The following is a 21,274-nucleotide window of genomic DNA, read 5'->3' as shown; positions in this document are numbered from 1 at the left end:
TCATGCCTCCACTGCGCGCTTGAGGGCTTCGCCGACGCGCGACGGCCCGGGGAAATAGGCCCATTCCTGGGCGTGCGGGTAGGGGGTGTCCCAGCCCGTCACGCGCTCGATGGGCGCCTCCAGGTGGTAGAAGCAGTGCTCCTGCACCAGCGCGGCCAGTTCGGCGCCGAAGCCGCTGGTGCGCGTGGCCTCGTGCACCACGACGCAGCGGCCGGTCTTCTTCACCGAATCGACGATGGTCTCCAGGTCCAGCGGCCAGATGGAGCGCAGGTCGATGATCTCGGCGTCGATGCCGGCCTCGCGCGCGGCCGCCTCGCTGACCCAGACCATGGTGCCGTAGGTCAGCACCGTGACGGCCTTGCCGGGGCGGAACACCGCCGCCTTGTCCAGCGGCACGCGGAAGTAGCCCTCGGGCACGCGGCCCATGTCGTGCCTGGACCAGGGCACGACCGGCTTGTCGTGGTGGCCGTCGAACGGCCCGTTGTACAGGCGCTTGGGCTCCAGGAAGATGACCGGGTCCTCGCACTCGATGGAGGCGATGAGCAGGCCCTTGGCGTCGTATGGGTTGCTGGGCATCACGGTGCGCAGTCCGCAGACGTGGGTGAAGAAGGCCTCGGGGCTCTGGCTGTGCGTCTGCCCGCCGTAGATGCCGCCGCCGCAGGGCATGCGGATCACCATGGGCGCGGTGAAGTCCCCCGCCGAGCGGTGGCGCAGCCGCGCCGCCTCGGACACGATCTGGTCGGTGGCGGGGTAGACGTAGTCGGCGAACTGGATCTCCACCACGGGCTTGAGCCCGTAGGCGGCCATGCCGATGGCCGTGCCGACGATGCCCGACTCGGAGATCGGCGCGTCGAAGCAGCGCGTCTTGCCGTACTTGGCCTGCAGGCCCTCGGTCACGCGGAACACGCCGCCGAAGTAGCCCACGTCCTCGCCGTAGACGACGACGTTGTCGTCGCGCTGCATCATCACGTCCAGGCCCGAGCGCAGCGCCTGGATCATGGTCATGGGGACGCCGCCCTGGTCTTGGTTTTGTTCTGCCATGGCTTACACCCCCATCTGCTGGCGCTGCCGGCGCAGGTGCTCCGGCATGTCCTTGTACACGTCGTCGAACATGGTCGCGGCGCTGGGCACGCGGCCGTCGAGCAGCGAGCCGTGGCGCTCGGCCTCCTTCTGCGCGGCGACGATCTCGGCCTCCAGCTCCTTCTGGGCGGCTTCGTGCCGCGCCTCGCTCCACTCGCCGATGGCGGTCAGGTGCTTCTTCAGCCGCTCTATGGGGTCGCCCAGCGGAAAGCGCTGCCAGTCGTCGGCGGGGCGGTACTTGCTCGGGTCGTCCGAGGTGGAATGGGGACCGGCGCGGTAGGTCTCCCACTCGATGAGCGTGGGGCCGCAGTTGCTGCGCGCGCGCTCGGCCGCCCATTGCGAGGCGGCGTACACGGCCAGGAAATCATTGCCGTCCACGCGCAGCGAGGCGATGCCCACGCCCACGCCGCGCTGTGCGAAGGTCGTGCCCTCGCCGCCCGCGATGGCCTGGAAGGTGGAGATGGCCCACTGGTTGTTGACCACGTTGATGATCACCGGCGCGCGGTACACGTGGGCGAAGGTGAGCGCGGTGTGGAAGTCGCTCTCGGCCGTGGAGCCGTCGCCGATCCAGGCCGAGGCGATCTTCGTGTCGCCCTTGATGGCGGACGCCATGGCCCAGCCCACGGCCTGGGGCACCTGGGTGGCCAGGTTGCCCGAGATGGAGAAGAAGCCGGCGCGCTTGTACGAGTACATCACCGGCAGCTGGCGGCCCTTGATCGGGTCGCGCTGGTTGCTCATGAGCTGGCAGATCAGCTCGACCATGGAGATGTCGTCGCGCGCGAGCAGCAGCCCCTGCTGGCGGTAGGTGGGAAAGCACATGTCGCCGTCCTGCAGCGCCATGGAATGGGCCACGGCGATCGCCTCCTCGCCCAGGCACTGCATGTAGAACGACAGCTTCTTCTGCCGCTGCGCGAGCAGCATGCGCGCGTCGAAGATGCGCGTCTTCATCATCGCGCGCAGGCCGCGGCGCAAGCGCTCGGGATGGATGGCCGGGGCCCAGGGGCCGCAGGCCTTGCCATCGTCGTCGAGCACGCGCACCAGGCTGGTCGCGAGGTCGGCGGTGTCGGTGGGCGCCGTGTCTATGGGGGGTTTGCGTACCGCGCCAGCAGGGGAAATGCTGAGGTACGAGAAGTCGGTGCTGCAGCCCGGCCGCCCTGTGGGCTCGGGCACGTGCAGCCGCAAGGCTGTGTGCGGTGTCATCCACGGTCTCCTTGCGCGCGATTGTGTCGCGCGCACTGTTGGGAACAGGACAGGGCGCCAGATCATGGCGCCCTGTCCCTGGAGCGCCAGAAAGCGCTGCCGTGGATTCTATGTCCACAGGACCCGCCGCGCCCCCGGTATTACCCCGTGCCGGCCTCGCGCCCGTCGGCCGCGAACTCCGGCAGGCCGCGCAGGCGCGCATAGAGCGGCGCGAAGTCCTGCGCGGTCAGGGCGAACAGCTGCTCGAAGCCGTCGATGACGAAGTAGGTCTGCTGGTAGCTGTCGATCTTGTAGCGCGTGCGCATGGTGCGCTCCAGCGAGAGCGGCAGGCGCTGCGGCGCGGGGCTGCGCACGCTGTAGGGCAGCTCGCCGTGCGAGCTCAGTATGCCGGCGCCATAGGCGCGCAGGCCCGCGGCCTCGCGGATCAGGCCGAACTCGATGGTGTACCAGTACAGCCGCGCGAGCATCTCGCAGGCGCCCAGGCGCGCGGCCTTCAGGCCGCCCTCGCCGTAGCGCTGCATGTAATCGGCCAGCACCGGGTTGAAGAGCAGCGGCACGTGGCCGAACAGGTCGTGGAACACGTCGGGCTCGACGATGTACTCGAACTCCTCGGGCCGGCGTATCCAGTCCGTCACGGGGAACTTGCGCTGCGCCAGCAGGCGGAAGAACGGCACCTCGGGAATCAGCCCCGGCACGGCCACGAGCTGCCAGCGCGTGGCGCGGTACAGGCGTTCGTTGACGTCGTCGAAGCGCGGGATGCGCTCCTTGGCGCCCAGCAGCGGCAGTGCGGCGATGAAGGCCTCGCTCGCCAGGCCCGGCAGCTGGGCCGACTGGCGCAGGTACAGGCGGTGGTAGGTGTCGTGGTCCTGCGCGGTGTAGGCGGCCCAGTCCTGCGCGCAGGTGTAGTCGTCCCGCGCGCGCGTGTAGTCGCCGCGCGGCGGGCGCTCGCTCGCGCCATAGACGGCGGGCTGCACGGCCATGTCACCCTCCCTTGGCCCGGGTGCCGATGACGCCGCGGTTGATCTGGTCGCGCTCCAGCGACTCGAACAGCGCCTTGAAGTTGCCCTCGCCGAAGCCCTCGTCGCCCTCGCGCTGGATGAACTCGAAGAACACCGGGCCCAGCATGGGGGTGGAGAAGATCTGCAGCAGCAGGCGCGGCCGGCCGCCGGCCGTGCTGCCGTCCAGCAGGATGCCGCGCGCCTGCAGCGCGGGCACGTCCTGGCCGTGGCCGGGCAGGCGTTTTTCCAGCATCCCGTAATAGACGTCGTTGGGCGCGGGGGCCAGGGGCACGCCGGCCAGGCCCAGGCGGTCCACCACGTCCACGAGCGAGTCGCAGATGAGCGCGATGTGCTGTATGCCCTCGCCGTTGAACTGCATCAGGAACTCCTCGATCTGGCCGCCGCCCTGGCGCGCCTCCTCGTTGAGCGGGATGCGGATCCTGCCGTCCGGCGCCGTCATGGCCTTGCTCGTCAGGCCCGTGTACTCGCCCTGGATGTCGAAGTAGCGGATCTCGCGGAAGTTGAACAGCCGCTCGTAGAAGTTCGCCCAGAAGCCCATGCGGCCGCGGTAGACGTTGTGCGTCAGGTGGTCGATCTCTTTCAGGCCGTGCCCCCCGGGGCGCTGGGGCACGCCCTCCAGCCACTCGAAGTCGATGTCGTAGATGGACTTGCCGTCCTCGAAGCGGTCGATCAGGTACAGCGGCGCGCCGCCTATGCCCTTGATGGCCGGCAGGCGCAGCTCCATGGGGCCGGTGGGGATCTCGATGGGCTGCGCGCCCAGCTCCAGCGCGCGCTTGTAGGCGCGGTGCGCGTCCCGCACGCGGAACGCCAGGCCGCAGGCCGAGGGGCCGTGCTCGGCGCCGAAGTAGGCGGCCTGGCTGTGCGGCTCGCGGTTCAGGATGAAGTTGATCTGGTTCTGGCGGTACAGCACCACGTCCTTGGAGCGGTGCCGCGCCACCAGGGTGAAGCCGAGCTGCTCGAACACCCGCTCCAGCAGCCCCGGCTGGGGCGAGGTGAATTCGACGAACTCGAAGCCCATCAGGCCCATGGGGTTCTCCCAGGCGGTGGTCTCGCGGGCGGCTTGGGTGGGCAGGGCGGCGGTCATGGGGGTGTCTCCTGTGTCTTGCGGTCGTTCGACTGTAGGGGGCGCGCGGATCATGTTTCTGGCGAATGCATGTGGGTTTGAGCACAGATCCGCAGGAATGTTGCGCAACATCAATGCAGCAGGCAGCCATTTGGCGCTACGCACCTAAAATCTCCGCCATGAGCGAACGCCGCCCCATCGCCCTCGACAAGCTCGACCGCGCCATCCTGCGCCGCCTGCAGGACAACGGCCGCGAGACCTACGACCTGATCGGCGAGCAGGTGGGCCTGTCGCCCAGCGCCGTGCTGCGCCGCGCCAGGCGGCTGGAGGAGGAAGGCGTGATCGACCGCTACGTGGCCCTGGTGCGGCCCGAGCACGTGGGCCTGGGCCTGACCGCCTACCTGAACGTGCGCCTGGAAAAGCACACCGAGAGCCACAAGCGCAACCCCATGGACCTGTTCCGCGCCAGCGTGCAGACCTGGCCCGAGGTGGTGGAATGCGCCGCCCTGACCGGCGAGATGGACTACCTGCTGCGCGTGGTGGTGGCCGACATGGCGCACTACAGCCGCTTCATCATGGACACGCTGCTCAAGCACCCCAGCGTGCAGGACTGCAAGACCAGCTTCGTGCTGGACCGGGTCAAGGCCACCACGGCCCTGCCGGTTTGAGATGAATGCTCTTATACCGATAGCTTTTAGCGCTTGTCCAGCGGGCATCTCGGCCACTTTTCGCCCCAAAAGCAAAATCCCGCACAATTTTGTTGCATTGCAACAAAAGCGCTGCAGGAATCTAGGGAAAACCCTAGAATCTGCCGCATCATGCTTCCACCCAAAGACTGGCTCCGCGCCTGCCTCGATGCCAGGCGGCGCCCTCACCGAGGTACTGCCATGAACACTGTGATGGTTCCCATCCGCACGCTGGTCCCGCGCCACCGCGAGCGCATCGCCCGGCACCTGCTGAACCTGAGCGAGCACGACCGCTACCTGCGCTTCGGCTACGCCGCCACCGACGAGCAGGTGCGCCGCTACGTGGACCTGCTCGACTTCGGGCGCGACGAGGTGTTCGGCATCTTCAACCGCCGGCTCGAACTCATCGCCATGGCCCATGTGGCCTTCGCCGAGTCCAAGGACTACCAGGGCTGCGCCGAGTTCGGCGTGTCCGTGCTCGCCAGCGCCCGCGGGCGCGGCTACGGCGCGCGGCTGTTCGAGCGCGCCGTGATGCTGGCGCGCAACCGCGGCGTGCGCATGATGTTCATCCACGCACTGACCGAGAACACGGCCATGCTCAGGATCGCGCGCAACGCCGGCGCCAGCGTGCAGCACGAGGGCTCGGAGTCCGAGGCCTACCTGCAGCTGCCGCCCGCGGGCCTGGATACGCGCGTGTCCGAGATCGTGGCCGAGCAGTTCGGCGAGGTGGACTACCAGCTCAAGAAGCAGGCGCGCCAGTTCTGGCGCCTGCTGGCCGACATGCAGGAAATCCGCCAGGGCGTGCGCGACGGGCGCCACCAGGCGGCCGAATAGGCCCCGCGCGGGGCCATGCGCCCCGGTCCCCGGCGCGGGGGGCGGCCGGGGCGATCCGCTATCCTTGGGGGCCTGTTTCACCACCGCACGTCCTGCCCCACTAGACCGTGTCCGACCCCCATCCCGCGCGCGCTTCCGACAAAAAGGAAGACAAGCGCACGTTCCTGCAGCGCCTCGTCGAGTTCCTCAACCCCGGGCCCGACTCCACCGCCGAGCTCATCGCCACCCTGGCCGAGGCCGAGGACAACGAGGTCATCAACACCGACGCACGCGTGATGCTGGAGCGCGTGCTGCGCATGGCCGAGATGACGACCAGCGACGTGCTGGTGCCCGCGCCGCGCATGGACATGCTGGACATCGATGCGCCGCTCGACTCGCTCATGGCCGAGGTGCTGCGCACCGCGCACTCGCGCTTTCCGGTCTACCAGGGCGAGCGCGACAACATCATCGGCATCCTGCTGGCAAAGGACCTGCTCAAGCTCTGGCGCTCGCCCGAGCTCAACGTCCGCAACCTGGTGCGCCCCGCGCTGTTCGTGCCCGAGAACAAGGGGCTGCACGCGCTCGAGCGCGAGTTCCGCAGCACGCGCAACCACATGGCCATCGTCATCGACGAATTCGGCCGCATCGCCGGGCTGGTGACCTTCGAGGACGTGATCGAGCAGATCGTGGGCGAGATCGAGGACGAGTTCGACATCCACGAGGAAGAGGGCGACATCTTCGGCCTGGCCGACCGCAGCTACCGCGTGAGCGGCGACACGCCCGTGGAGCGCGTGGCCGAGACCTTCGGCGTGGCGCTGCACGCGAGCGACCCCCACGAGAGCTTCGACACCATCGGCGGGCTGATCGCGCACGAGATCGGCCGCGCGCCGCGCAAGGGCGAGACCGTGACGCTGTGCGGCCTGCGGTTCGTGGTGCTGCACACCAAGGGCGGCCTGGTGCGCTGGTTCAAGGTCACGCCCGCCCCGGCGGACGCGGCGCCGGACGGATCCGCGCGCTGATGGCCGCCTCCCGCTTCGCCGGCGCCCCGGCTCCGCGCCGCGGGCCCCTGCCCTGGCTGCTGGTCCTGGCGGCAGGCCTGGCGCAGGCCGCGTCGCTGGCCTGGCCCTGGGGTGGGCAGCCCCTGTGGTGGCTGCAGATCCTGTCGCTCGCGCTGCTGGCCCGGGTGCTGCTGGCCGCGGGCGGGGCGCGCCGCGCGGCCCTGCTCTCCTGGCTGTTCGCCACGGCCTGGCTGGCGGGCACCTTCTGGTGGTTGTTCATCTCCATGCACACCTATGGCGGCCTGGCCGCGCCGCTGGCCGTGCTGGCCGTGCTGGGCCTGGCGGCCTTCCTGGGCAGCTACTATGCGGCGGCATCGGCGCTTTTTTGGGTCCTGAGGCCCACCAACAGGTCGCTGGCAGCTATCGTTTTTGCCACCCTGTGGCTGCTCGCGGAACTGGCGCGCGGGCAGTGGTGGACGGGATTTCCCTGGGGCGCGGGGGGCTACGCGCATGCCGACGGGCCGCTGGCCGTGCTGGCGCGCTGGCTCGGCGTGTACGGCATGGGCCTGGCGGCGGCGCTGCTCGCCATGGGGCTGGCGCAGTGGCGCGGCGCCGACCTGCGCCGCCCGCGCTGGTGGGCGGGGGCGGCCGCGCTGGTCCTGGCATGGGCGGGCCTGGCCGCGCAGCGCCACTGCGCCATCGAGGGCTGCGGGGCGCCGGCGCCGCAGCACGCGCCCCTGTCCCTGTCCCTGCTGCAGGGCAACATCCCGCAGGACGAGAAATTCCAGCCCGGCAGCGGCGTACCCATGGCGCTGCAGTGGTACCACGACCAGCTGCGCGCGGCCGATGCCGCGCTGGTCGTCGCGCCGGAGACGGCCATACCGCTGCTGCCCCGGCAGCTCGCGCCCGGCTACCTGGACGCGATCGCCGAGCGCTACGGCAAGGGCGCTCAGGCGCTGCTGCTGGGCATACCGCTGGGCAGCCTGGAGCAGGGCTACACCAACTCGGTGCTGGGCTTCGCGCCGGGCGGGCAGCGGCCCTACCGCTACGACAAGCACCACCTGGTGCCGTTCGGCGAATTCATACCGCCGTTCTTCCGCTGGTTCACCGACATGATGAACATCCCCCTGGGCGACTTCGACCGCGGCGCGCTGGACCAGCCGTCGCTCGCCTGGGCGGGCGAGCGCATCGCGCCCAACATCTGCTACGAGGACTTGTTCGGCGAGGAACTCGGCGCGCGCTTTCGCGACCCGCAAAACAGCCCGACCATCATGGCCAACCTGAGCAACATCGGCTGGTTCGGCGACACGGTGGCCATCGACCAGCACCTGGCCATCAGCCGCCTGCGCGCGCTGGAGTTCGAGCGCCCCATGGTGCGCGCCACCAACACCGGCGCCACGGCCGTCATAGACCACCGCGGCCGGGTCAGCCACCGCCTGCCCTCCTACCAGCGCGGCGTGCTGCACGCCCGGGTGCAGGGCCGCGGCGGCGCCGTCACGCCCTATGCCTGGTGGGTGTCGCGCCTGGGGCTGGCGCCGCTGTGGGCGCTGGGGCTGGGCGTGGCGGCATGGGCCTGGCTTCTGCGCCGAAAACCCTGAGAACCTGTTTGCGCCGCCGGCCTGGCGGGACACGGGATAATGGGCACCTTTGCGGCGCTGGCCGGTGGCCAGCGGATTCCAACAAACACGTCTGACAATGGCTGATTCCTTTTCCTACGAACAACTGATTGCTTCCGGCGAGGGCCGGTTGTTCACCCCCGACAGCGGGCGCCTGCCCCTGCCTCCCATGCTGATGTTCGACCGCATCACGCACATCGATGCCGACGGCGGCGCGCATGGCCTGGGGAAAATCGTTGCCGAGCTGGACGTGAAGCCCGACCTGTGGTTCTTCGCCTGCCACTTCCAGGGCGACCCGGTGATGCCCGGCTGCCTGGGGCTCGACGCCATGTGGCAGCTCATCGGCTTCTACCTGACCTGGCTGCGCCTGCCGGGGCGCGGGCGCGCCCTGGGGGCGGGCGAGGTCAAGTTCACCGGCGAGGTGGGGCCGGACGTGAAGCTCGTGACCTACGAGATCGACATCAAGCGCGTCATCAAGCGCAAGCTCAACATGGCCATCGGCGACGCACGCCTGCTTGCCGACGGCAAGGAAATCTACGTGGCCAACGACCTGCGCGTGGGGTTGTTCCTGCGCGAGGGCGACTGACGGGGAGTCGCAGCATGAGCAAGAGACGGGTGGTGATCACAGGCGCGGGCATCGTCTCGTGCATCGGCAACGACCTGCAGACCGTGGAGTCTTCCCTGCGCGAGGGCAGGAGCGGCATCAAGGCAGTCGCGAAGTTCACCGAGCTGGGCCTGCGCAGCCAGGTGGCGGGCGTGCCCGAGATCGACATCGAGGCGCGCATCGACAGGAAGCAGCTGCGCTTCATGGGCGACGCGGCCGCCTATGCCCAGATCGCGCTCGAGGACGCCATCGCGCAGTCCGGCCTCGCGCCGGAGCAGGTCAGCCATCCGCGCACCGGCCTCATCATGGGCTCGGGCGGCGGCTCGCCGGCCAACCAGATCGAGGCCGCCGACACCCTGCGCGAGAAGGGCATCCGCCGCGTCGGGCCGTACCAGGTCACGCGCTGCATGAGCAGCACCGTCTCGGCCTGCCTGGCCACCAACTTCAAGGTCAAGGGCATCAACTACTCCATCACCTCGGCCTGCTCCACGTCCGCGCACTGCATCGGCGCGGCGGCGCAGCAGATCGCGTGGGGCATGCAGGACGTGATGTTCGCCGGCGGCGGCGAGGAGCTGTCCTGGGGCATGGCCCTGCTGTTCGACGGCATGGGCGCGATGGCCGCCAAGTACAACGCCACGCCCGAGAAGGCCGCGCGCGCCTATGACGCGAACCGCGACGGCTTCGTGATCGCCGGCGGCGGCGGCGCCGTGGTGCTGGAAAGCCTGGAGCACGCCCAGGCGCGCGGCGCCACCATCCTGGCCGAGGTCGTGGGCTTCGGCGCCACCAGCGACGGCGAGGACATGGTGGCCCCCTCGGGCGACGGCGCCATCGCCTGCATGCGCCAGGCCATGGAAGGCCTGGACGGCCCCATCGACTACATCAACACCCACGGCACCTCCACCCCCGTGGGCGACATGCAGGAGGTGCGCGCCATGCAGGCCGTGTTCGGCGACGCCGTGCCGCCGTTCTCCAGCACCAAGTCGCTCACCGGCCACTCGCTGGGCGCCACCGGCGTGCAGGAGGCGATCTACTGCCTGATCATGCTGAACAAGGGCTTCATCGCCGGCTCCGTCAACGTCGAGACGCCCGACCCGCAGCTGGGCGGCATGCCCCTGGTCACGCAGACGCGCGGTGCCGATCTGACCACCGTGCTGTCCAACAGCTTCGGGTTCGGCGGCACCAATGCCAGCCTGGTGCTGCGGCGCTGGAAATAAAGCACACCCCCAGCACACCCCCCTGAGGCGCTGACGCGCCCTCCCCCCCCTCTCTCTCGCTGCGCGCGGGAGGGAGGACGACGCCAATGGCCTGGCAAAGCCAGCTCCACGGCGTCTGCGGGCATGGGTCGCGCCCGGTTTCACGCCTGCAGCAGCGCCAGGCAGTCCCGCAGCACGCGCGGGTCGAAGGCCATCTCCACGTGCGCCACGCCCGCGATGAAGCGGTTGTCGGCCCCGTCGAGCATGGCGGCGGCCGGCGGGTAGACCACGTTGTCGCCGTTGGAGTACCAGCACACGAACAGGGCCGCGCGGCCCGGGGGCTCCTGCGCGCGCAGCTGCCGCACCCAGGGGCCGTGCAGGCGCATCTGGGCGCCGTTGGTGCTGCGCGCGTGCGCCGCGGGCCAGGTGCCGTGGTGCGGCGTGCCCAGCGTGACGATGCGGTGCACGCGCGCGTCGGCCCCCGGCACGGCGCGCAGCCAGGCGCGGACGGCCAGGCCGCCCATGCTGTGGCCCACGACCAGCGGCGCGCGGCCCGTGGCCTCGGCGACGCGGCGCACGGCCGCGTCGATGGCGGGCGCGTAGCCGTCGATGGAGCCGAAGGCCGGCTCCAGCGTCACGGCCGCGAAGGCATGGCCGCGCGCGCGCAGCAGCGCGAACCACGGCGTCCAGAACGCGCGGTTGCACAGGAAGCCGTGCACCAGCACCACGCCGCGCGGCACGGGCGCGCCGGGCGGCGGCAGCCAGTCGGCCACGGCCCGTTCGCGAAACGGCTGCCACCAGCCGAACACCAGGGCCGCCCAGCGCGACTCGGCCCACCAGGCGCGCAGCAGCCGCGCCGGCCCCGGGCGCGGCGTCGCATCGCGCCGGCAGACCCAGGCCATGAGCAGGAACTGCGGCAGCATGCACAACCGCGACAGCAGCGGAACGGCCACCGGGCCCGCCAGCGCCAGGGCCGGCGAGCGCCGCCAGAAGCCCAGCACCCACGCCGCCATCCACAGCCAATGCAGGGCCACCAGCCAGCGCTGCCAGCGTGCATTCGTCATGGCGATAGCCTCCCTGTCTCGTGTTCCATCCTGTCTCCTGCGCGACCGGCCCTGGGACAAGCCCGATAGGGCCGCCGGGGCGCCGCTTCGACAATCATGCCCATCTTCACCAAGGCTCCCCCGCATGGACCGCATCTGGCTCAGAAACTATCCCCCCGGCGTACCCCACGAGGTGGACGCCGACGCCTACCCTTCCGTGGCGCAAATGCTCGAGGAATCGTTTCGCCGCCATGCCGACCGCCCGTTCTCCGTGTGCATGGACCGCTGGATGCGCTACGGCGAGCTCGACCGCCTGTCGGCCCGGCTCGGCGCCTGGCTGCAGGGCCAGGGCCTGGAGCCAGGCGCGCGCGTGGCCATCATGCTGCCCAACGTGCCGCAGTTCGCCGTGGCCATGGCGGCCGTGCTGCGCGCGGGCTACACCTGCGTGAACGTGAATCCGCTGTACACGGCGCGCGAGCTCGCGCACCAGCTGCGGGATTCGGGCGCCTGCGCCATCGTGATCCTGGAGAACTTCGCCCACACGCTGGCCGAGGTGATCGAAGAGACGGCCGTGCGGCACGTGGTGGTCGCCTCCATGGGCGACCTGCTCGGGCCCTGGCGCGGGCGCTGGATCAGCTTCGCCGTGCGCCACCTGGCCAAGATGGTGCCGGCCTACGCGCTGCCGCTGTCGGGCGGGCGCCAGGTGCTGCCCTTCAGGCGCGCGCTGGCGCTGGGCGCGCGCCGGCGCCTGAACCCGCCGCAGGTCACGCCCGACACGCCGGCCTTCCTGCAGTACACGGGCGGCACCACGGGCCTCTCGAAAGGCGCGGTGCTGACGCAGCGCAACATCGTCGCCGCCACGCTGCAGGCCGAGGCCTGGTTCAGCCCCGCGCTGGCCCGGGTGGGCGACACGCGCCGCATCAACAGCATCGCGGCCCTGCCGCTGTACCACATCTTCGCGCTCACGCTGTGCCTGCTGGCGATACGCCAGGGCTCGCACCTGACCCTGATCCCCAACCCGCGCGACATACCGAAGTTCGTGCAGGCGCTGAAGAAGCGGCCCTTCCACCTGCTGCCGGCCGTGAACACGCTGTTCAACGCGCTGCTGCAGAACGCGCAGTTCCGCCGGCTCGACTTCTCGCAGCTGTGCGTTTCCCAGGCCGGCGGCATGGCGGCCAGCGAGGCCACGGCCGCGCAGTGGAAGCGGCTCACGGGCGGCACCATGATCGAGGGCTGGGGCATGAGCGAGACCTGCGCCATAGGCACGAACAACCCGGTGAACAGCCAGGCCTTCAACGGCAGCATAGGCCTGCCGCTGCCGGGCATAGACATCGCCATCAAGGACGACGCGGGCGCCAGCCTGCCCCTGGGCCAGCCGGGCGAGATCTGCATACGCGGCCCCAACGTCATGCCCGGCTACTGGAACCAGCCCGAGGAGAGCGCGCGCGCCTTCACGGCGGACGGCTTCATGCGCACGGGCGACATCGGCGTCATGGACGAGCAGGGTTACACCCGCATCGTGGACCGCAAGAAGGACATGATCCTGGTGAGCGGCTTCAACGTCTACCCCAACGAGCTCGAACAGGTGGTGGCCCTGTGCCCCGGCGTGCTCGAATGCGCGGCCGTGGGCGTTGCCGACGACAAGCAGGGCGAGGCCATCAAGGTCTTCGTGGTGCGCAGCGACCCTGCGCTCACCGAGGACGAGGTGGAGCGCCACTGCCACCAGCACCTGACGGGCTACAAGCGGCCAAAATACATCGAGTTCCGCGACGAGTTGCCCAAGACCAACGTGGGCAAGATCCTGCGGCGCGAACTGCGCGCCAGCACGTGAAATCACTTCCCGAGAAACCACAAAAACGATAGCTTATGCCGCTTGAGTCACCTGCCCTTCCGCCCGGAATCACTGTTTTCGAACGCGGCTGGCTGTCGGCCAACAACGTGCTGTTCCACGGGCGCGGCGCCACGGCGCTGGTCGACAGCGGCTACTGCGCCCACGCGGCGCAGACCGTGGCGCTGGTGGAGTCGGGCCTGCAGGGGCGGCCGCTGGACCAGTTGCTCAACACCCACCTGCACAGCGACCACTGCGGCGGCAATGCCGCGCTGCAGGCGCGCTGGCCGCAGCTCGCCACGCACATTCCCCCCGGGCAATGGGAGCAGGTGCAGGCCTGGGACCCGGTGGCCCTGAGCTACGAGCCCACGGGCCAGGACTGCCCGCGCTTTCGCGCCGACGGCAGGCTCATGCCCGGCAGCGAGGTGCCGCTGGGCGGCCGCGCCTGGCAGGTGCATGCCGCGCCCGGCCACGACAGCCACGCCGTGCTGCTGTTCGAGCCCGGCGCGCGCGTGCTGATCTCGGGCGATGCGCTGTGGGAGAACGGCTTCGGCGTGGTTTTCCCCGAGCTCGACGGCGTGCACGCCTTCGCCGACGTGGGCGCCACGCTGGACCTGATCGAGCGGCTCGATCCGCTCACCGTCATCCCCGGCCACGGCAGCGTGTTCGGCGACGTGCCGGCGGCCATCGCGCGCGCGCGCCGGCGCCTGGCGGGTTTCGAGGCCGACCCGGTGAGGCACGCACGCCACGCGGCCAAGGTGCTGCTCAAGTACAAGCTGCTCGAATGGCAGCAGGCGCCGCTGGCGCGGGTCCAGGCCTGGCTGGACGCCACGCCGTACTACACGCGGCTGCACGGCCGCTACTTCGCCGACCGCAGCGCCGGCCAGTGGACGGCCGAGCTGATCCAGGAGCTCGTGGACGGCGGCGCCGCCCGGCGCGAGGGCGAGATGCTGCACAACGCCTGAAATCCGCACGGCCACGCGGCCGCGCTGCGTACCCGTTGCCGTATGGCAACAAACCGGCCTCCCGATGACGCGCCCGATACGCAAATGCAAATTTTTCGCATTCATTTTCTCGAATGCGATTGATTTGCAACAATAATCGCTCGCGAAATTCAACTACCGTCGGGAGCAACATGCCGTCTTTTTCCTCCATCAAAAAACCCAAGAGCCTGCGCATGGCCGCCGCCCTGCTGCCGCTGTCGGCCATGGCCCAGCAGGCGCCGGCACCGGCGCCCGTCCACACCCTGCCCGCCGTGACCGTGCAGGAACAGGCCATCGACCCCAATCCCAACGCCGAGGTGGGCGCTCCCTACAAGGCCAAGACCTCGGCCGACACGCGCCACACCCGCCCGCTGGCCGAGACGCCCCAGACCATCCAGGTGCTGACCAAGTCGGCCATCGATGACTCCGGCGCCACCGACCTGAAGCAGATCCTGGCGGCCCAGCCCGGCATCACGCTGGGCACGGGCGAGAACGGCAATGCCTTCGGCGACCGCTACATCATCCGCGGCCAGGAGGCGCGCTCCGACGTGTTCGTGGACGGCCTGCGCGACCCCGGCATGACCACGCGCGAGAGCTTCGCCGTCGAGCAGATCGAAATCACCAAGGGCCCCAACTCCAGCTTCGCCGGCCGCGGCAGCGCTGGCGGTGCCATCAATGCCATCACCAAGCAGGCCACGCTGGACTACGACTTCACGCGCGTCTCCGCCGGCGTGGGCACGGACAGCCACCACCGCCTGACCATGGACATGAACAAGGCCTTCAGCGACACGTTCGCGCTGCGCGCCAATGCCCTGACCTCGGGCGAGGACGTGCCCGACCGCAGCCCCTCCAGGCGCCGTCGCGACGGCCTGGCGCTGTCGGGCCTGTGGGAGGTCAACAACGACCTGTCGGTCACGCTGGACTACTACGGCCTGCGCGCCAAGGACAAGCACCCCGACCTGGGCGGCTACCTCGTGGGCACGGTGCCCAACCGCCGCCCGGCCACGGGCGTGCCGGTCTACGCGCAGGGCAACGACTTCCTGCAGTCCGACGTGGACACGGCCACCGCGCGCATCAACTACCGCTTCGCGCCCAACGTCAGGCTCACCAGCCTGACGCGCTACGGCCAGTCCGACAACAGCTACGCCACCACCGGCGCATCGTTCAACGCCACCGCGCAGCGCCCTGCCATCGACAACGGCCACACCGGCTGGCAAGACGTGAAGTACTTCGCCCACCAGGACAACCTGCGCTGGGACAAGGAGATCGGCGGCCTCAAGCACGAGTTCATCTTCGGCTTCGAGTACACCAACCACCGCGTCAAGTCGGGCAACTACCGCGTCACCTCCGCCGGCACGCCCAACTGCCGCACCAGCGCCACGGCCACCAGCAACAACGGTTTCTGCATGACCGACGCGAACGGCGTGCTGCTGCCCAACCTGGGCGACCTGGCCGGCCGCAGCTACGACCGCAACGCCATGAGCCGCGACTGGCACGTGAAGACCTTCGCGCTGTCGGTCATGGACACGGTGGACCTGACCGACAGGTGGACGCTGTTCGGCGGCCTGCGCGCCGACCACACCGACCTGAGCCTGTCCACGTACAACGCCGGCACCGGCGCGCAAACCGCCGACTATGGCTATAACGACACGCTGCTCAACGGCCACCTGGGCGTGAGCTACAAGATCAACCCCATGGGCATGGTCTACGCCAGCTACGGCACCGCGCAGGACATCAACGGCGGCGAGTCCGACGTGGGCACCAGCGCAGGCTACGGCGGCCTGGTGGTGGACAGGTTCGGCAACGCCAACGCCAAGCCGGAAACCTCGCAGAACTTCGAGATCGGCACCAAGTGGAACCTGCTGGACGACAAGCTGCTGCTCACGGCCGCCGCCTTCCGCACGACCAAGAAGGACGTGATGGAAGCCGCGCCGGGCAACACCGGCTATGACTCCGCAGGCATGTTCAACACCGGCAAGAACCGCGTGCAGGGCATCGAATTCGGGCTGGCGGGCAACGTGACCAAGCAACTGCAGATGCAGGCCGGCATGGCCTTCATGAAGTCCAAGGTGCTGGGCTCGGTGAATCCCGCCAACATCGGCAACCCGCTGTCCAACTTCGCCGACCGCACCTTCGGCGTGCAGGGCAAGTACCAGCTCACGCGCGATTTCTCGCTGGGCGCAGGCGCGCGCTACGAGAGCAACCGCTGCGGCGGCCAGCCCGACACGGGCGCCGGCTACGCCAACGGCATGTGCTCGCAGCCCGTGCCCTCGTTCACCGTGTACGACCTGTTCGCCAGCTACCGCATCAACAAGCATGCCGACCTGCGCCTGAACGTGCTGAACGCGACCGACAAGGACTACTACACGGCCGTGTACCGCTCGGGCGCCTTCCTGTACAAGGGCGACGGCCGTGCGGTGCGCCTGACGCTGAACCTGGACCTGTAAGGCAAAATGGCCGCTGGCGCTTACTGGGTGGGCGCCAGCAGCTATTGTTTTTGATGAACCCTGCCAACCGCATCCCCCCCGGCGTCTGGAACGCCATCGACTACGAACGCCTGGCCCCCCAGGCCATGGATGCGGGCCGCCACGCCTACGTGGCCGGCGGCTGCGGCTGGGATGCGACGGTGGCCGCCAACCGCACCGCCTTCGCTCATTGGTCCGTGCTGCCGCGCCTGCTGCGCGACGTGCGCGCGGGCCACACGCGCCTGCGGCTGGGCGGCATGGACCTGCCCCACCCCCTGCTGCTGGCGCCCGTGGCGCACCAGCGGCTGGCCCACCCCGACGCCGAGATCGCCACCGCCCGCGCCGCCCAGGCCACGGGCAGCTGCCTGGTGGCGAGCACGCTGTCGTCCTGCACGCTGGAGGACATCGCCGCGGCCAGCGGCCCGGCGCGCTGGTTCCAGCTCTACCTGCAGCCGGAACGCGAACACAGCCTGGACCTGCTGCGCCGCGCCGAGGCGGCGGGCTACCGCGCCATCGTGCTCACGCTGGATGCCAGCATCCAGCTGGCCAGCCGCAGCGCGCTGCAGGCCGGCTTTGCCATGCCCCCCGACTGCGTGCCCGCCAATCTGGCGGGCTACCCCCAGCCGGCGCCGGCGCAGCCGGCCGCGGGCGAGAGCCGCATCTTCCAGGGCGCCATGCGCCACGCCCCGCGCTGGGACGACCTGCGCTGGCTGCAGGCCAGCACGCACCTGCCCGTCTGGATCAAGGGCGTGCTGCACCCCGAGGACGCGCGCGCGCTGCAGGCCGCCGGCGCGGCCGGCCTCATCGTCTCCAACCACGGCGGGCGCAGCCTGGACGGCGCGCCCGCCAGCCTGCGGATGCTGCCCGCCCTGCGCGCCGCCGTGGGCGCCGGCTACCCCCTGCTGCTCGACGGCGGCGTGCGCAGCGGCCAGGACGCCTTCAAGGCCCTGGCCCTGGGCGCCGACGCGGTGCTCGTCGGCCGACTGCAGGTCTACGCCCTGGCCGTGGCCGGCGCCCTGGGCGTGGCCCACATGCTGCAGATGCTGGCCGAGGAACTGCACGCCTGCATGGCGCAGGCCGGCTGCGCCCGGCTGTCCGACATCACCCCCGACACCCTCACTCCCCACCGACCATGCTGATCTCCATAGACCAGGTCCTTACCCAGGAGCAGGTGCGCCAGTTCCGCCAGGAACTGGACGCCGCCAACTGGGACGACGGCGCCGCCACCGCGGGCACGCTGGCCAAGGCCGTCAAGCACAACCAGCAGATCGCCGACGGCAGCGAGCTGGCCGTGCGCCTGGGCCAGCAGATACTGCGCCGCCTGGCACAGACGCCGCTGTTCATCAGCGCCGCGCTGCCGCGCACCATCTACCCGCCGAAATTCAACCGCTATGCGGGCGGCGGCACCTACGGCGCGCACGTGGACAGCGCGCTCATGTACCTGCCCGGCAGCGCCCAGCAGATGCGCACCGACCTGTCGGCCACGCTGTTCCTGGCCGAGCCCGAGGAATACGAGGGCGGCGAACTGGAGGTGGAAGGCCCGTTCGGCGTGCAGGCCGTGAAGCTGGCCGCGGGCGACATGGTGCTCTATCCCTCCACCAGCCTGCACCGCGTGACGCCCGTCACCCGCGGCGCGCGTGTGGCCTCGTTCTTCTGGATCGAGAGCCTGGTGGCCGACGAGAGCGAACGCACGCTGCTGTTCGACCTGGACCAGTCGATACAGCAGCTCACCCCCCTGGTGGCGCCGGACGACATGCGGCTCGTGCAGCTCACCGGCGTGTACCACAACCTGCTGCGCCGCTGGGCAAAACCCTGAAGAAAGGAAATAGAAACACCATGCACTGGATCACCCGCATCGCCGCCCTCGCCCTCGCCGCCAGCGCGGGCGCCGCCTTCGCCCACGGCAAGGTGGAATGCAAGGAACACCCCAAGGCCGAATGGCGCTCCCACACCGAGCTGGAGAAGAAGCTCGTCCAGGAAGGCTGGACCATCCGCCGCATGGAAAAGACCGACACCTGCTACGAGGTCTACGGCAAGACCCCCGACGGCAAGCGCGTGGAGGCCTTCTTCGATCCCAAGACCTTCGAGCGCGTGGAAGACTGATGCGCGTGTGGGACGCGCCGGTGCGCCTGCTGCACTGGGGCATGGTGGCCGCCGTGGCCGTGGCCTGGTGGAGCAGTGACGACACCGGCCCGCTGCACGAGAACACGGGCTACGTGGTCGTCGCGCTGCTCGCCGCGCGCCTGGCCTGGGGCTTTCGCGGCAGCCATTACGCGCGCTTCGCGCAGTTCGTGCGCGCGCCGCGCGCCACGCTGGCCTACGCGCACGCGGCGCTGGCGGGCCATGCGCCGCGCTACATCGGCCACAACCCGCTGGGCGGCTGGATGGTGCTGGCGCTGCTGGCCGACCTGGGGCTGCTGGGCTTCACCGGCTGGCTCTACACCACCGACATGTTCTGGGGCTACGGCTGGCTCGCCAACCTGCACAAATGCCTGGGCTGGGCGCTGCTGGCGCTGATCGCGCTGCACGTGGCCGGCATGCTGTGGACGAGCTGGCAGCACCGCGAGAACCTGGTGCGCGCCATGGTCACGGGCGAGAAGGCGCCGCCCGCGGGTGACGATGTAGCATGAAAAGTGGCTGCAGCGCTTGATGGACAAGCGCCTGCAGCTCGCTTTTCAATAGCGAACGCCGATCAAGGCAGATCCTTGTTCGGCTCCGGCTCGCGCGCGTCGCGCGGGCCCACCAGCCCCAGGCGGCTCTTGAGCGACTGCGGCTGGCCGGTCAGGATGGCGGCGTAGTTCACGGTGTTGGCCAGCACCTTCTTGACGTAGTCGCGCGTCTCGTTGAAAGGCACGTTCTCGGCCCAGATGGCGGCGTCCAGCACCGGGCCGTTGCGCCAGTTGCGCGGGCGGCCCGGGCCGGCGTTGTAGGCGGCGGCGGCCAGGGGCATGGAGCCGTCGAAGTCGTCCAGCGCCAGCTTGAGGTAGGCCGTGCCTATGGTGATGTTGGTGTCGCGGTCGTTGATCTGCTGGGGCGTGAAGCCCGTCAGGCCGATCTTGCGGGCCGTCCAGCGCGCCGTGGCCGGCATGACCTGCATGAGCCCCGAGGCGCCCACGCCCGAGCGCGCGTCCATGATGAAGCGGCTTTCCTGGCGGATCAGGCCGTAGACGTAGGCGGGGTCCAGGCCTATGCCCTTGGCGCGCTGCACCACGGCGGCCTGGTACGGCATGGGAAAGCGCTGCGCCACGTCGATGACGCCGCGCGTGCGCTCGCTGGTGTTGATGCAGCGGTCCCACACCTGCCGCTCGCAGGCCAGGTCGGCCGCGGCCAGCAGCTCGCGCTCGGGCATGCCGCCCGGCTGGTGCAGGTTGGTGGTGTAGTTCCACTCGCGCACGCCCTCGCTGCGCAGGCCCAGCGCGATGGCGTACAGCGCCCGGTTCAGGCCGGGGTTGGCGCGCGCCGCGGCCTTTTCGGCGTCGGTGAGCGGCGCGGGCGCGGGCGCGGGCGTGACGCGCGCGCCCAGTTCCTCCAGCGCCAGCTGTTCGTAGAAGCCCGTGGTGCCGGCGATGCGCTCGTACAGCTGGCGCGCCGCGGCGCGGTCTTCGTCGCTGGCGCGCCCCGCCGCGAGGGAGCGGGCCTTCCAGTACACCCAGGCGCTGTCCTGGCGCGCGCCGGCGCTCATGGCGTCGATGCTGCGGCCCACCAGCTTCCACTGGCCGGCGCGCAGCGCGGCACGCACCTTCCAGGCGAGCATGTCGTCGGTGAGGTCGGCGTCGCGGCCCACGTTGCCGAAGTAGGCGAGCGCATCGGGCGACAGCGACAGCGCCGCCTGCTTGCCGATCAGGCCCCAGAGCCAGTTGCGCTCCTCGGCCGACAGGTGCACGCCCCATTTGCTGTCCAGCAGGCCCGCCGCGGCGCCGGCATCGCCCATGGCCATGCGCACCAGGGCCAGCACCACCAGCTCCTGCCGCTCCTTGCCCCGGGCCGTGGCGCGGCCCGCGAGGTACTTGGCAGGGGAGTCCAGCGCCTCGCGCAGCTGCGCCAGCGCCTCGGGCACGACGATCTCCACCGCCTTGCGCGCCACGCGCAGGCGGTTGGCCTCGGCGGCCAGGCGCGCCTTGCGCCACACGTCCAGGGGCTTGATCTTCCTGGCCGCCAGCATCTCGGCGGCGGCGTTGGAGCAGCCGTCGTCCAGGTCGCGCAGCGCATACCAGTTGCGCAGCACCTCGGCGCCGGCGTCCTCGGCGGCCGTGCCCTTGATCTGGTCGATGGCGAGCGCATAGCAGCGCACCTCGCGGTCGTCGCCCATGCGGTAGTGCGTGTGCAGATCGGCGAACTGGTCCCATTCGCGGCGCTGGCCCAGCAGCAGCAGCCAGTCGTTGCGCAGGCGGTCCTCCTGGTAGGTGCCGGCGAAGCGCTGCAGGAAGGCGTTCACCTCGTCGCCCTGGGCCTGGTCCAGCCGCGCGCGCAACTCCCAGTAGGCGGCCCAGGGTTCCAGCGCATGGCCGCGCACGGTGGGCAGCAGCGCGGTCAGTCTTGACTTGTCTCCCTTGCGGAAGGCCTGCTGCATCTCCAGCAGGGTATCGTCGCCACGGTTCTGGGCCACGGCCCACGGGGCGGCGGCAGCCAGCGCGGCCCCTGCGATCAGCGGTGTCAAAATCTTGAGCCAATGCATTGGGGTAT

The 21,274-nt window shown here is 70.1% G+C and carries 19 protein-coding genes; 13 read left to right on the top strand and 6 right to left on the bottom strand.

Annotated features, from left to right (window positions below):
* The 4 genes from ACX12L_RS11615 to hppD form a co-directional block, all read right to left on the bottom strand.
* Entirely contained in the window at positions 1 to 1,041 is a 1,041-nt protein-coding gene (locus ACX12L_RS11615) for an alpha-ketoacid dehydrogenase subunit beta (protein ID WP_459262704.1), read from the bottom strand.
* A gap of 3 nt (positions 1,042 to 1,044) precedes the next feature.
* The gene (locus ACX12L_RS11610) at positions 1,045 to 2,280 is read right to left on the bottom strand and encodes a thiamine pyrophosphate-dependent enzyme (protein WP_459262703.1); all 1,236 of its coding nucleotides are present in this window, start codon (positions 2,278 to 2,280) and stop codon (positions 1,045 to 1,047) included.
* 140 nt (positions 2,281 to 2,420) lie between these two features.
* The gene (gene phhA, locus ACX12L_RS11605; RefSeq protein WP_459262702.1) at positions 2,421 to 3,260 is read right to left on the bottom strand and encodes a phenylalanine 4-monooxygenase; all 840 of its coding nucleotides are present in this window, start codon (positions 3,258 to 3,260) and stop codon (positions 2,421 to 2,423) included.
* Position 3,261: 1 nt separating this feature from the next.
* Entirely contained in the window at positions 3,262 to 4,383 is a 1,122-nt protein-coding gene (hppD, locus tag ACX12L_RS11600; RefSeq protein WP_459262701.1) for a 4-hydroxyphenylpyruvate dioxygenase, read from the bottom strand.
* Positions 4,384 to 4,541: 158 nt separating this feature from the next.
* Here hppD and ACX12L_RS11595 point away from each other — a divergent pair, with 158 nt between their 5' ends.
* The 6 genes from ACX12L_RS11595 (at position 4,542) to fabB (ending at position 10,293) form a co-directional block, all read left to right on the top strand.
* Positions 4,542 to 5,030, top strand: coding sequence for an Lrp/AsnC family transcriptional regulator (locus ACX12L_RS11595; protein ID WP_459262700.1), 489 nt, complete (start codon positions 4,542 to 4,544; stop codon positions 5,028 to 5,030).
* Between the two features lie 150 nt (positions 5,031 to 5,180).
* Positions 5,181 to 5,882 (top strand): GNAT family N-acetyltransferase, encoded by a 702-nt coding sequence (locus tag ACX12L_RS11590; RefSeq protein WP_459262699.1) that lies wholly within the window; start codon positions 5,181 to 5,183, stop codon positions 5,880 to 5,882.
* A gap of 107 nt (positions 5,883 to 5,989) precedes the next feature.
* Complete coding sequence (locus ACX12L_RS11585) at positions 5,990 to 6,880, top strand: HlyC/CorC family transporter (RefSeq protein ID WP_459262698.1); 891 nt, start codon at positions 5,990 to 5,992, stop codon at positions 6,878 to 6,880.
* Positions 6,880 to 8,457: an apolipoprotein N-acyltransferase gene (gene lnt, locus ACX12L_RS11580; RefSeq protein WP_459262697.1), complete on the top strand. Its 1,578-nt coding sequence runs from the start codon at positions 6,880 to 6,882 to the stop codon at positions 8,455 to 8,457. The genes ACX12L_RS11585 and lnt overlap by 1 nt, the downstream gene beginning before the upstream one ends.
* A gap of 97 nt (positions 8,458 to 8,554) precedes the next feature.
* Positions 8,555 to 9,061 carry a bifunctional 3-hydroxydecanoyl-ACP dehydratase/trans-2-decenoyl-ACP isomerase gene (gene fabA / locus ACX12L_RS11575; protein ID WP_013517517.1) on the top strand — a complete coding sequence of 169 codons (507 nt, stop codon included), beginning with the start codon at positions 8,555 to 8,557 and terminating at the stop codon, positions 9,059 to 9,061.
* A gap of 14 nt (positions 9,062 to 9,075) precedes the next feature.
* On the top strand, positions 9,076 to 10,293 hold the full coding sequence (fabB, locus tag ACX12L_RS11570; RefSeq protein WP_459262696.1) for a beta-ketoacyl-ACP synthase I: 1,218 nt from the start codon (positions 9,076 to 9,078) through the stop codon (positions 10,291 to 10,293).
* Positions 10,294 to 10,433: 140 nt separating this feature from the next.
* Here fabB and ACX12L_RS11565 read toward each other — a convergent pair whose 3' ends face one another.
* On the bottom strand, positions 10,434 to 11,336 hold the full coding sequence (locus tag ACX12L_RS11565) for an esterase/lipase family protein (RefSeq protein WP_459262695.1): 903 nt from the start codon (positions 11,334 to 11,336) through the stop codon (positions 10,434 to 10,436).
* A gap of 124 nt (positions 11,337 to 11,460) precedes the next feature.
* Here ACX12L_RS11565 and ACX12L_RS11560 point away from each other — a divergent pair, with 124 nt between their 5' ends.
* From ACX12L_RS11560 to ACX12L_RS11530, 7 genes are all read left to right on the top strand, one after another.
* Entirely contained in the window at positions 11,461 to 13,146 is a 1,686-nt protein-coding gene (locus ACX12L_RS11560; RefSeq protein ID WP_459262694.1) for an AMP-binding protein, read from the top strand.
* A gap of 35 nt (positions 13,147 to 13,181) precedes the next feature.
* The gene (locus ACX12L_RS11555) at positions 13,182 to 14,108 is read left to right on the top strand and encodes an MBL fold metallo-hydrolase (RefSeq protein ID WP_459262693.1); all 927 of its coding nucleotides are present in this window, start codon (positions 13,182 to 13,184) and stop codon (positions 14,106 to 14,108) included.
* Positions 14,109 to 14,278: 170 nt separating this feature from the next.
* A complete protein-coding gene (locus ACX12L_RS11550; protein WP_459262692.1) occupies positions 14,279 to 16,573 on the top strand; it encodes a TonB-dependent receptor in 2,295 nt (764 codons plus the stop codon).
* Positions 16,574 to 16,626: 53 nt separating this feature from the next.
* Positions 16,627 to 17,730, top strand: coding sequence for an alpha-hydroxy acid oxidase (locus ACX12L_RS11545; protein ID WP_459262691.1), 1,104 nt, complete (start codon positions 16,627 to 16,629; stop codon positions 17,728 to 17,730).
* Positions 17,724 to 18,407 carry a Fe2+-dependent dioxygenase gene (locus ACX12L_RS11540; protein ID WP_459262690.1) on the top strand — a complete coding sequence of 228 codons (684 nt, stop codon included), beginning with the start codon at positions 17,724 to 17,726 and terminating at the stop codon, positions 18,405 to 18,407. The genes ACX12L_RS11545 and ACX12L_RS11540 overlap by 7 nt, the downstream gene beginning before the upstream one ends.
* A 20-nt stretch (positions 18,408 to 18,427) precedes the next feature.
* Positions 18,428 to 18,694: a PepSY domain-containing protein gene (locus tag ACX12L_RS11535; protein ID WP_459262689.1), complete on the top strand. Its 267-nt coding sequence runs from the start codon at positions 18,428 to 18,430 to the stop codon at positions 18,692 to 18,694.
* Positions 18,694 to 19,221, top strand: a complete 528-nt coding sequence (locus ACX12L_RS11530) for a cytochrome b/b6 domain-containing protein (RefSeq protein ID WP_459262688.1) — start codon at positions 18,694 to 18,696, stop codon at positions 19,219 to 19,221. Before ACX12L_RS11535 ends, ACX12L_RS11530 begins: the two co-directional genes overlap by 1 nt.
* A 62-nt stretch (positions 19,222 to 19,283) precedes the next feature.
* On the opposite strand, the gene ACX12L_RS11525 is transcribed toward ACX12L_RS11530, so the two are convergent.
* Positions 19,284 to 21,266: a lytic transglycosylase domain-containing protein gene (locus ACX12L_RS11525; RefSeq protein WP_459262687.1), complete on the bottom strand. Its 1,983-nt coding sequence runs from the start codon at positions 21,264 to 21,266 to the stop codon at positions 19,284 to 19,286.
* Positions 21,267 to 21,274: the final 8 nt, after the last annotated feature.

The sequence above is a fragment of the Alicycliphilus sp. T452 genome (genome assembly GCF_054512775.1).
The sequence above is the reverse complement of the archived record's forward strand: the minus strand, read 5'-3'. Positions and strand labels throughout refer to the sequence as shown.

Bases quoted from the DNA above. Each gene is read 5' to 3' on its own strand.
- hppD (WP_459262701.1), bottom strand. From the start codon at position 4,383: ATGACCGCCGCCCTGCCCACCCAAGCCGCCCGCGAGACCACCGCCTGG.
- ACX12L_RS11530 (WP_459262688.1), top strand. From the start codon at position 18,694: ATGCGCGTGTGGGACGCGCCGGTGCGCCTGCTGCACTGGGGCATGGTG.
- ACX12L_RS11525 (WP_459262687.1), bottom strand. From the start codon at position 21,266: ATGCATTGGCTCAAGATTTTGACACCGCTGATCGCAGGGGCCGCGCTG.
- ACX12L_RS11615 (WP_459262704.1), bottom strand. From the start codon at position 1,041: ATGGCAGAACAAAACCAAGACCAGGGCGGCGTCCCCATGACCATGATC.
- ACX12L_RS11550 (WP_459262692.1), top strand. From the start codon at position 14,279: ATGCCGTCTTTTTCCTCCATCAAAAAACCCAAGAGCCTGCGCATGGCC.
- fabA (WP_013517517.1), top strand. From the start codon at position 8,555: ATGGCTGATTCCTTTTCCTACGAACAACTGATTGCTTCCGGCGAGGGC.
- ACX12L_RS11590 (WP_459262699.1), top strand. From the start codon at position 5,181: ATGCTTCCACCCAAAGACTGGCTCCGCGCCTGCCTCGATGCCAGGCGG.
- fabB (WP_459262696.1), top strand. From the start codon at position 9,076: ATGAGCAAGAGACGGGTGGTGATCACAGGCGCGGGCATCGTCTCGTGC.
- ACX12L_RS11545 (WP_459262691.1), top strand. From the start codon at position 16,627: ATGAACCCTGCCAACCGCATCCCCCCCGGCGTCTGGAACGCCATCGAC.
- ACX12L_RS11595 (WP_459262700.1), top strand. From the start codon at position 4,542: ATGAGCGAACGCCGCCCCATCGCCCTCGACAAGCTCGACCGCGCCATC.
- lnt (WP_459262697.1), top strand. From the start codon at position 6,880: ATGGCCGCCTCCCGCTTCGCCGGCGCCCCGGCTCCGCGCCGCGGGCCC.
- ACX12L_RS11610 (WP_459262703.1), bottom strand. From the start codon at position 2,280: ATGACACCGCACACAGCCTTGCGGCTGCACGTGCCCGAGCCCACAGGG.
- phhA (WP_459262702.1), bottom strand. From the start codon at position 3,260: ATGGCCGTGCAGCCCGCCGTCTATGGCGCGAGCGAGCGCCCGCCGCGC.
- ACX12L_RS11555 (WP_459262693.1), top strand. From the start codon at position 13,182: ATGCCGCTTGAGTCACCTGCCCTTCCGCCCGGAATCACTGTTTTCGAA.
- ACX12L_RS11540 (WP_459262690.1), top strand. From the start codon at position 17,724: ATGCTGATCTCCATAGACCAGGTCCTTACCCAGGAGCAGGTGCGCCAG.
- ACX12L_RS11535 (WP_459262689.1), top strand. From the start codon at position 18,428: ATGCACTGGATCACCCGCATCGCCGCCCTCGCCCTCGCCGCCAGCGCG.
- ACX12L_RS11560 (WP_459262694.1), top strand. From the start codon at position 11,461: ATGGACCGCATCTGGCTCAGAAACTATCCCCCCGGCGTACCCCACGAG.
- ACX12L_RS11565 (WP_459262695.1), bottom strand. From the start codon at position 11,336: ATGACGAATGCACGCTGGCAGCGCTGGCTGGTGGCCCTGCATTGGCTG.